The organism is Lentzea aerocolonigenes, assembly GCF_000955955.1.
GTDB lineage: Bacteria > Actinomycetota > Actinomycetes > Mycobacteriales > Pseudonocardiaceae > Lentzea > Lentzea aerocolonigenes_A.
Map to the genome: position 1 here is coordinate 1 of NZ_JYJG01000550.1, position 9,491 is coordinate 9,491.

Annotated in this window: 8 protein-coding genes; 2 read left to right on the top strand and 6 right to left on the bottom strand. The window is 68.8% G+C overall.

What is annotated here, in order from left to right:
* Positions 1-92: 92 nt before the first annotated feature.
* The 6 genes from UK23_RS46585 to UK23_RS46610 all read right to left on the bottom strand — a co-directional run bounded on the left by UK23_RS46585 (position 93) and on the right by UK23_RS46610 (position 6,696).
* Positions 93-1,268 (bottom strand): sensor histidine kinase, encoded by a 1,176-nt coding sequence (locus UK23_RS46585; protein WP_045318289.1) that lies wholly within the window; start codon positions 1,266-1,268, stop codon positions 93-95.
* Positions 1,269-1,283: 15 nt separating this feature from the next.
* On the bottom strand, positions 1,284-3,032 hold the full coding sequence (locus UK23_RS46590; protein WP_045318290.1) for a cation acetate symporter: 1,749 nt from the start codon (positions 3,030-3,032) through the stop codon (positions 1,284-1,286).
* Positions 3,029-3,448, bottom strand: a complete 420-nt coding sequence (locus UK23_RS46595; RefSeq protein WP_052685662.1) for a hypothetical protein — start codon at positions 3,446-3,448, stop codon at positions 3,029-3,031. The genes UK23_RS46590 and UK23_RS46595 overlap by 4 nt, the downstream gene beginning before the upstream one ends.
* Entirely contained in the window at positions 3,445-4,353 is a 909-nt protein-coding gene (locus UK23_RS46600) for a LytR/AlgR family response regulator transcription factor (RefSeq protein WP_231114997.1), read from the bottom strand. The genes UK23_RS46595 and UK23_RS46600 overlap by 4 nt, the downstream gene beginning before the upstream one ends.
* 323 nt (positions 4,354-4,676) lie before the next feature.
* Positions 4,677-4,964 carry a hypothetical protein gene (locus tag UK23_RS46605; protein ID WP_045318292.1) on the bottom strand — a complete coding sequence of 96 codons (288 nt, stop codon included), beginning with the start codon at positions 4,962-4,964 and terminating at the stop codon, positions 4,677-4,679.
* A gap of 388 nt (positions 4,965-5,352) precedes the next feature.
* A complete protein-coding gene (locus tag UK23_RS46610) occupies positions 5,353-6,696 on the bottom strand; it encodes a phosphopantetheine-binding protein (protein WP_045318293.1) in 1,344 nt (447 codons plus the stop codon).
* A gap of 390 nt (positions 6,697-7,086) precedes the next feature.
* On the opposite strand from UK23_RS46610, the gene UK23_RS46615 reads away from it, so the two are divergent.
* Together UK23_RS46615 and UK23_RS46620 are read left to right on the top strand one after the other, a co-directional pair.
* Entirely contained in the window at positions 7,087-8,781 is a 1,695-nt protein-coding gene (locus UK23_RS46615; RefSeq protein WP_082115537.1) for a fatty acyl-AMP ligase, read from the top strand.
* The coding region (locus UK23_RS46620) for an FAD-dependent oxidoreductase (RefSeq protein ID WP_196778188.1) at positions 8,778-9,491 on the top strand (714 nt) is incomplete at its 3' end. The genes UK23_RS46615 and UK23_RS46620, both read left to right, overlap by 4 nt.

Sequence of the window (9,491 nt, forward strand, 5' to 3'; positions counted from 1 at the left end):
GATGCCATGCGGGGCTCGACCTCGGCATCGCGGATGCCATGCGGGGGCTCGTCTTCGGCATCGCGTGCGGGGGGCGCACGTGGCCGCTTGGGTCACATGCCGTTGATGCCCGCGTGGTACTTGGGAACGCGCACGGTGATCTTCGTGCCGAGCCCGCACGCCGTCTCCACCACTAGCCCGTACTCGTCGCCGTAGACCCGCCGCAGCCGTTCGTCGATGTTGCCCAGCCCGATGCCCGCGGACTCGTCCACCTGCCCGGCCAGCGTCCGGCGCAGCTTCTCGGGGTCCATGCCGATGCCGTCGTCCTCGATCGTGATCTGGGCTTCGGCGCCGCTGTCGTTGGCGTGGATCTGGATGTGGCCCGGCTCGACCTTGCCCTCCATCCCGTGCCGCACCGCGTTTTCGACCAACGGTTGCAGGCACAGGAACGGCACCGTCACCGGCAGCACTTCGGGAGCCACCTGCAGTGTCACCTTCAGCCGCTCGCCGAACCGGGCGCGCTCCAGCGCCAGGTACTGGTCGATGGAGCGGAGTTCCTCGGCCAGCGTCGTGAAGTCGCCGTGGCGCCGGAACGAGTAGCGGGTGAAGTCCGCGAAGTCCAGCAACAACGTCCGGGCGCGCTCTGGATTGGTGCGCACGTAGGAAGCGATGGCGGACAACGAGTTGTAGATGAAGTGCGGCGAGATCTGTGCGCGCAGGGCGCGTACTTCCGCTTCCACCAACCGGGTTCGCGAGCGGTCCAGCTCCGCCAGCTCCAGCTGCCCTGCGGCCCACCGCGCCACCTGGTTCGTGGCGCGGACCAGGCCGGCGGAGGCCTCGCGGGAGTAGGCCGCCAGGGTGCCGACGACCCGGCCCTCGACCGTGAGAGGAGCGACGACCGCGCAGTTGATCGGGCAGTTCGGTTCGGTGCAGCCGATGTCGAACGCCTGGGTGCGGCCGGTCAGGAACACGTCCTCGGCCTGGGTCATGGCGTCGGCGGCGTGGTGGTCCGAAACGCCTTCCCACGCAACGACTTCGGTCTCGTCGGTCAGCGCCAGGGCAGGCGTGTCCAGCAAGGTTCGCAGGTGCCGTGCGGACTTCTTCGCGGCGTCGGGGACCAACCCGGCGCGCAGGGGAGGGGCGGCGGACCAGGCGGTGTGCAGTGTTTCGTAGGTGACGCGCTGGGCCTCGGTCGAGAGCGACTGCTTGTTGCGCGTGCCCCGCCACAGGACGAGCACGGCCGCTCCGCCCACGATCAGGATCGCGGCGGCGGTGAGGAAGTCCTGCATCTCACATCACCTCATCTAGCTTCGCTCGTCAGACGATGACGACGAAGGGCCGGAGCCGTCCAACCCGAGGTTCTCGGGTGCGTGGAGCTTGACCATCGTTCGTTGCACGCCCGGCGGTACGTGCCGCTGGGTGAGCAGGGAGACGACGTACATGACCGCGAAGCCGAGCGGCACCGTCCACGCGGCTGGACGCGAGAGCAGCACCGTGTACCAGGAGTCGCCGGTGGCGGTGAACATCGTGACGAGGCCCGCGGTCAGCGCCGGGACGCCGCCCGCGAGCATGCCCGCGATGGCGCCGACGGTCGTGATCCGGGTGGACCAGATTCCGAGCATCAGCAAGGGGCACAACGAGGACGCGGCCACGGCGAAGGCCAGACCGACCATGTCCGCGACCGGCATGCCCGAGGACACGAAGGTCATCGCGAGCGGCACGATGCCCGCGAGCACCGTGGAGATCCGGAAGCCGCGCACCCCGCCGAGTCTGAGCACGTCCTGCGACAGCACGCCCGCCAGCGACACGACCAGGCCGGAAGACGTCGAGAGGAACGCCGCGAAGGCGCCGCCCGCCACCAGTGCGCCCAGTAGTTGGCCGCCGATGCCGTCGATCATTCGCGTCGGCAGCACCAGGACCACGGCGTCGGTCTGGCCGGTCATCAGCAGTTCGGGCGTGTAGAGGCGGCCGAGAGCGCCGTAGATCGGTGGCATCAGGTAGAAGACGGACAGCAGGCCGAGCACGATCAACGTCGTGCGGCGCGCGGCGGTGCCGTTCGGGTTGGTGTAGAAGCGGACGATCACGTGCGGCAGGCCCATGGTGCCCAGGAACGTCGCGATGATCAGCGAATAGGCGCCGTACAACGGGAACTTCTCGCCGCCGGACTCCGGCAGCGCCCACATCGCGTTGGTGTTGTGGCCCATTGTGGACAGATGCGGGACGGGTGCGCCCTGCGGGAACGTGAACTCCGACCCGAGTCCGATGCGGTGGTTGCCGCTGGTCAGCACGAGGCCGGTGTTCTCGATGTGCGTGTCGTCGATCCGCCCGCTGCCCTTGATGAAGATGGACTGCTCGACGTGGATCGCGGTGTCCTTGTGGAACTTCACCTCGGTGTCGTGCGGGAAGTGCGGGAACTCCGCCTTCGTCAGCGACTCCGCGCCGTGCACCTGCCAGACGACGACCAGGAACATGATCGGCACGGTGATCGCGGTCAGCTTGAGCCAGTACTGGAAGGCCTGCACGAACGTGATCGAGCGCATGCCGCCGGACATCACGTTCGCGGTGACGACGACCGTGACGATCAGCGCGCCCACCCAGTCCGGCGCGCCCGTCACGGTGTTCAGGGTGAGACCGGCGCCTTCCAGCTGTGGCAACAGGTACAGCCAGCCGATCGCCAGCGCCAGGATCGACGCGACCGCGCGCACGACCCGTGAGCGGAAGCGGGCCTCGGCGAAGTCCGGCAACGTGTAGGCGCCGGAACGCCGCAGCGGCGCGGCGACCATCGTCAGCAGCACCAGGTATCCGGCCGTGTAACCGACCGGGAACCACAGCATGTCCGGCCCGTAGGCGAAGATCAGCCCGGCGATGCCGACGAACGACGCGGCCGACAGGTACTCGCCGCCGATCGCGGAAGCGTTCCACCACGGGGAAACCGTGCGCGACGCGACGTAGAAGTCAGACGTGGTGCGGGAAACGCGCAGTCCGTAGGTGCCGACCAGGATCGTGCCGAGTGCGACGACCAGCACCGCCACGATGGCGTAACCACTCGTCATGGACGTTCGACCAGCTCCGCGAACTCGCGCTCACTGCGCTCGGCCTGCCGCACGTAGAACCAGCCGGCCAGCAGGAGCATCGGGAACGTCGCCACACACAACAGGAACCACGGCAGCCCCAGGCCGAGCACCCGCGCCTTGCCGAGGTCCGGCTCGATCGAGAACAGCAGCGGCAGGACGCCCAGACTCGCGCACACCACCAGCATCACCGAGAGGCCGAGCCGCCGTTGCGCGCGGATCAGCGTGCGCATGTAGACGGCGCCGAGCTCGCTCTGCTCGTTGATCTCCCGCGTGCCCGAGTACGGGCGGCGTGCCCGCGGTGCCCTCGTGCGCGGGCTCGTCACCACCACCCGCTGAGTCGGCTTCGGCGCGCGGCCCCGCTGTGCCGGATCATTCTGGGGTGGCGGCGTGGTCACGAACCCAGGCCGTTTCTCGGTTGCACGACACCGGCGGGCGTCGCGCCGGAGACGGGGGTCGGCCGGGCGCGCCGCACCAGCAGCTGGCGCAGGTGGCGGGCGTGGCGGCGGCTGACCGGCAGCACCGCGCCGCCGATCGTGACGCTGAGGTGGCCGTCTTCCAGACGCAGCTCGTCGATGTGGCCCAGCGACACCAGGTGGCTGCGGTGGATGCGGACGAATCCCGCGCTGCGCCAGCGTTCCTCGAGTCCGTTCAACGCCGCGCGCACGAGGCCGCTGCCGGTCGCGGTGTGCAGGCGGGCGTAGTCGCCGTGCGCCTCCACATAACGGATGTCGGCGAGGCGGATGAACCGCGTGACGCCACCGAGCTCGACGGGAATGACCTCGTCACCCATCTCCGGCGGCGTGGAGTTCGCGGGCTGCGCGGGAGTGGTCGCGACGGGTTCGGTGGGAGTCTTCGAGTCCCAGACCTCGTGCACGATGCGGTGCACGGACTCGGCGAGCCGCTCCTGGCGCACCGGCTTGAGCAGGTAGTCGAGTGCCTTGAGCTCGAACGCCTCGACGGCGGGCTGCTGGTGCGCCGTCACGAACACGACGGGCGGCGGCTGCGCGAACCGGGAGAGCACGCGGGCGAGGTCGAGACCGTCGAGGCCCGGCATGCGGATGTCGAGGAACACCGCGTCGAGCGGCTGCCCCGCGTCCATCGCGCGGTGCAGCACCCGGAGCGCCTTCGTGGCGTCGGTGACCGCTTCGACGTGGGCGATGCGCGGATCGGAGCGCAACAGGTACACGAGGTCTTCCAGCGCGGGTGCCTCGTCGTCGACGGCGAGCACCCGCAGGGAGCGCTCGAGGCTGCCACGTCGATCAGGCCCCTCGCAGATGGGGCAGGGCAGACCTGAGGTCATTCGAGATCGAGTCCAAACTGTGTACGGCCGATCCTCACGTGGCGGCGATTAGACCACGCTCGGTCATCGCGCGCCTGGTGAGCCGAGGGCGTCGGATACGCGATCATGCCCCCTCACGGAGGGTGACCCGCCGCGGGGGTCCGGTTGCACAGCGTGTGCACGCCTCAACCCCCTCACCCCGGAAAAGCCCGATCGGGCGCATCATCCGTCAGGCGGAGGAGGTGCGGAAACCCTCCGATCGGGTGTGTCTCGGATGGGAGACGGAAACCGCTATCACACAGCGTGTAGTCGCCTGGTCAGGCTCACGGCCTGCGCGGGATCGCTCAGGACTGCCGGAGGGCGCGCGGCTGGGCCGCCAGAGCGTCACCGAGCGTGATCTCCAGCTCGATGAACGACTCCTCGGCGCGGCGGGCGGCGACGCTCACCGACGCGGCCGCGGCCGGCCCGATGAGTCTGCGGGTGGGCGCGCGCAGCGCTTGGATCGCCTCGGACCACTGGTTCGAGAGCTTGGCGAGACCGCTCAGCGTGTCGACGAGGTCGTCGGTGTTCTCCGGCGGTGACGCGATGATCTCCGCCAGCCGGTCGCGCAATGCGTCCAGTGCCGGGTCCACGGATTCCTCCCGTCGGGAGACAATTATCCCCACTGAGCAACACCATATCCCGTCCGCAGTGGTCCAGCGCAATGATGTTGCCCCAGCAGGACCACTCGGTCAATCGAGCACCCATTCCGTCTCAACAGGCGCTCGTCTCAACTGGCGCGCTCTTATGGCGGCGGGCTGAAATGAACCGGTTTCGACGTTCGGTCAGGTCACGTCGACGCGGTGTCGGTTCTACGTGCCTGGTAGGCCAGGTGGCGCTCGAGGTGTTGGGCCGAATCGGTGTGTCCTGGGTCGCATCAATCGCCGCATTGCGATCCCGGTCAGGTACTTCTCGACAGATGCATTAACTCTTTTGCTGCAGTGTTCAGTCGTTCGGGTTCATACAGGATTATCGAACGGTTCAGCGCGGGTGGCGCAGCAGTCGTACTCCCCGCAGCTCCAGTCGTGCCGAGCCGTCGGCGTCCGTCAGCAGAACGTCGCACTCGGCGCGCCCGTCGTGCACTCTTCCGGCGGACAGCGCTGCCTTTCCGGGAGCGGAAAGGAGCCCGGCACGGTGCACCCTGACCTGGCGCGCGCTCGTCGCGACCGCGGTGCCACCGAACTCCTCGCCCGCCCATTTCACCGCGATCCGGAGACATTCGCCGGTGGCGGCCGGGTCGGTTCTGCTGTGGTCGAGACGCCAGCCCAGCGCTCGGGCGCCACGCACAGTGACAACTGGCCTGTTTCCGGGCCGGGCCGGCTGGTCGGGAGGCGCGATTCTGGCACGGCCGTGCATGACCGTGGAGACGAGTGCGAGCCGCTTTCCCTGACCGCGCACGGTGATCGGGCCGGTTCCGGTGGCCAGGTCGCGCAGCAACGAGACGTCGCGCAACGTGGTCGCGCCCGACGCGGCGGTGAACCACTCGATCATCCACGCGAGCGGGCTGTGGGACGCGTCGACGAGGAGGCCGGGGTTGACCTCTGCCCGGAAGTCGTGCCGTGCTGGAGCGTTGTCCGCAGCAGGCGCCGGAGTGCGCTCGAAGATCAGCTCGTGGCGCACGTCCGGGTATCCGGCTGCTTCCGTCGCGCCGCCGTGCAGGAGTTCGGTGGTGATGAGCTCGGCGGTGTGCGGGCCGCGTGGGATGTCGAACGCGCGGATCGTGCTGTCCGGCCACTCCGTCCTGAGGTGGCGGGCCAGGCCTTCGAGTCCCGCTGCCTGCCGCCGTGTCGTGCCGCTCCGGCCGAAGTCGCCACCGGTGTCCTGGACGGTGACGAAGAGCCGGCGGACCTCACGTGCGGCGTGCAGGGCCTCGGCGTGGACGTGGGTGACGTCGTCGCGCAGGCCGCCGAGGAAGATCACGCCGGTCGCGCCGTACGGGACCTCGTCAACGACCGTGGCCGCGATCCCTTGTGCGGCAAGGTTCTCGCGTAGCTGTTTCGCGGTGCCGCGGCCGTCGTCGGTGATCACGAGTACGCCGCGCAGGTCCGCCGTGCGCAGTCCCGGAGCGGGTCTTGGCCGGGTGATCCGGATGTAGCGGTGTTTCGTGGCGCGGCCTTCGACCGCTGCCTGCAGCTCGCCGAGGGTGCGGAAGGCGAGGAGGTCCGCGACGGTGATCTCCGGCAGGCCCGGGTGCTGGGTTCGCAATGCGGCCAGCAGTTCGACGCGGGCGAGCGAGTCGAGGCGCAGATCATCGGTCAGGTCGAGTTCCGCGGTGAGAACTGCGGCCGGCCGTCCTGTGCGCGCGGACACGAGTGCCAGCAGCACGTTGCGTCCCTCATTCCTGTGCTTTGTGTCCGGCGACGGTACCGCAGCGGAATGCCTTTCTCCCGCGCCGGTCGCGTGACGCCGGAATTTCGCCGCCGTGTACAACCCAGGGCTGTTCGTGTCTCATTAGGATTGAACTCGGAGTGGTCGTATTTGTGGGCGAACGACCTTGTTCGCTTGCTCTGTTCGAGTGATCACCTGCACATCTGCGCAGGTTGTGGCCACTTTTGGTAATCGACACCGTGTTGGCATCGCTCGACGCCTGGGGCGAATGGGGAATATCGGGTCTCATGTTGAGGGGTCTTCGAGTACTGACGGGTTCCGCAGTGCGGGCAGGTATTGCTACGGTCCTGCGGCTGAAAGTCACCGCGGTCAGGATCGGGCATCTCGATGAAAACCAGTACTTCGCTCGGAACCGTTGTCTCCGCGTTCCAGGCATTGTGGAAGCGCTCTCCCGAACAATTGTTGTTCACGTTCGCCGACGAGCGCGGCCGGGACGACGAGAAAGTCACCGCGGCTGAGCTGGGCGAGGCGGCCTCGTCCATCGCGAGTGCCCTGGGAGGCTGGGGTTTCCGGCCCGGTGACCGCGCGCTGCTGGTCTACCCGCCGGGCCCGGACTTCGTGCGCGCCCTGCTCGGCTGCCTCGCCGCGGGCGTCGTCCCGGTGCCGGTCTACCCGCCGAACCCGGTGCGCCTCGGCAGTGATCTGGGCGGCTTCCGGTCCATCGTGGACAGTTGTGAGCCGGTGGCCGTGCTGACCAGCAGCGCCTACGACCGCGCCCGCACCGTCGGCGCCGTGACGGGATTCTTCGACCGCTCGAAACCGGAGTGGCCGCGCCTGCGCTGGCACCGCACCGACCGCGTCCGCCCGGCGTCGTTCGACTGGCACGCGGCGTCGGCGGACGACCCGGCGCTGCTGCAGTACACGTCCGGCTCGACCGCCGCGCCCAAGGGCGTCGTGATCACCCACGGCAACCTGGCCTGCGAAGTTGCCGCGAACGCCCACGACCTCGGCCTCGGTCAGGACACCGTGGGCGTGTTCTGGCTGCCGCAGTACCACGACCTGGGCCTGATCAGCGTCATCCTGAGCACCCTGACCGGCAACTCGCACACCTACCTGCTGTCGCCGCTGTCGTTCCTGCAGCGCCCGGCCCTGTGGTTCGAGGTGATGTCCCGCGTCGGGGCCACCCACACCGCGGCGCCGAACTTCGCGTTCGAACTGGCGGTGCGCAAGACCTCCGCCGAGCAACGGGCTTCGTGGGACCTGAGTGCGCTGCGCGTGGTGATGTCCGCGGCCGAGCCGATCCGGGTGTCCACTGTGGATTCTTTTTACGCGGCTTTCGCGGTGAGCGGCCTGCTCCGTTCGTCCTTCTACCCGGCTTACGGGCTGGCCGAGCACACCGTCAGCGTGTCGATGGGTGGTCAGGCGGTGCTGCACCTGGACCGCGCCTCCTTGCAACGCGGCGAGGTGGTGCAGGCCGCGGACGGGCTGCCGGTCGTGGGATGTGGGCGGATCACCAAGCCTTCGTCGAGCGTGCTGATCGTCGACCCTTCGACCGGTGCGGTCTGCGCTCCCGATCGCGTCGGCGAGGTCTGGGTGACGTCGGGGACGAAGGCGGCCGGATATTTCGGGCTGCCGGACGAGACTCAGCGGACGTTCTCGGCGCAGGTGCCCGGCGATGAGCGGTCGTACCTGCGGACCGGGGATCTCGGGTTCTTCCACGACGGTGAGCTGTTCGTCACCGGGCGGCTCAAGGACGTGATCATCATCAACGGCCGCAACCACTACCCGCAGGACGTGGAGGACTCGGTGCGGGACTGCCACACCTCGGTCCGGCCTGGTGGGGTGGTGGCGTTCGGCGTGCCGGGGGAGGCGGGCGAGCGGCTCGTGCTGTTCGTGGAGACGCGCGAGAAGAAGGCACCCGCTGAGGAGATCGCGGAGGCGGTGCGGCGGCGGGTGTTCGAGACGCACGGGCTCGCGGTCGACGAGGTCGTGGTGGGGGCGCAAGGGCTCGTGTTGAAGACCACCAGCGGGAAGGTGCGGCGGCGCGCGTGCCGGCAGGCATTCCTGGAGGGCAGGGCGTGAAGACGGTCATCGTCATCGGTGCTGGAGCCAGCGGCCTCACCGCCGCCCGTGCGCTGGAGAAGGCCGGGCATCGCGCGATCGTCCTCGAACGCGGCGGCGAGGTCGGTGGCAAGTGTGCGTCTGTCGACATCGACGGGCACGCGTTCGACCTCGGCGGGCACGTCTGCACCACCGAGTACCGGCGGCTCGCGGCACTGGCCACCGAGCTCGGGCTCGACACCGAGCCCACCACGCCGCACCGGGTGTTCGACGCGCAGGCAGGTCGGTCGCGGCCGCAGAGTTCGGCGTTCTTCACCTACGAGAACTTCCAGCGGTACAGGCATCTCCGCGACACCCGGTTCCCGCGCCTCGGCGAACCCGGCCTCGCGCACTCGGCGAAGGCGCTGAGCGCACCGGCGAGGCAGTGGCTCGAAAGCCACGGGCTGGAGGCGATGGCCGAGTCGTTCGGCGCAGGCTACACGGCCGCGGGGTACGGGAGCCTGGACGAGATTCCCGCGCTGTACTTCCTCAAGTACGCGGAGATGACCGGGCTGCTGTCGAGCGCGCGGGACCTGCTCGGGCACGCGGGCAGCTTCACGATCAAGGGTGGTTTCGGCACGCTCTGGCAGAAAGTCGCGCAGGACCTCGACATCAGGCTCAACGTCGAGATCGAGCAGATCGTGCGCAACGCCGGCCAGGTCCGGGTCAGGGCCTGTCTCTTATACACATCT